This is a genomic window from Halomonas sp. SIMBA_159 (assembly GCF_046536035.1).
Taxonomy (GTDB): Bacteria; Pseudomonadota; Gammaproteobacteria; order Pseudomonadales; family Halomonadaceae; genus Vreelandella; species Vreelandella venusta_A.
In genome coordinates this window covers 1-243 of the sequence record NZ_JAWJBT010001401.1, presented here as the reverse complement: position 1 = coordinate 243, position 243 = coordinate 1, and the positions used below count along the sequence as shown (strand labels likewise).

The 243-nt window shown below is 49.0% G+C and carries 1 protein-coding gene; it reads right to left on the bottom strand.

The window, feature by feature from the left end; genetic code table 11:
• The coding region (locus R0J87_RS23855) for a hypothetical protein (protein ID WP_498889502.1) at positions 1 to 243 on the bottom strand (243 nt) is incomplete at both ends.

Here is a 243-nt window from a genome sequence, read left to right as displayed (position 1 = left end):
GCATTGAAACCCTGGTATTCCATCCAGGACAACACAGCAAAGATCAGCAAAATGATACGGATAAAGGTCAGGAAAGGACGAACCATAGCCGCCCCTTGCTTGTTACCGTTGTTGATTAAACGCTCACGGATGATGTACTGAAAAAGCCCAATCGCAGACCAGCCAAGCCACAGGCTGGCACCAAACAAAAAATAGCCATTATTGAGCAAGGCTCTGGCATTGGCCGTCAGTGTCGCCTTCGAC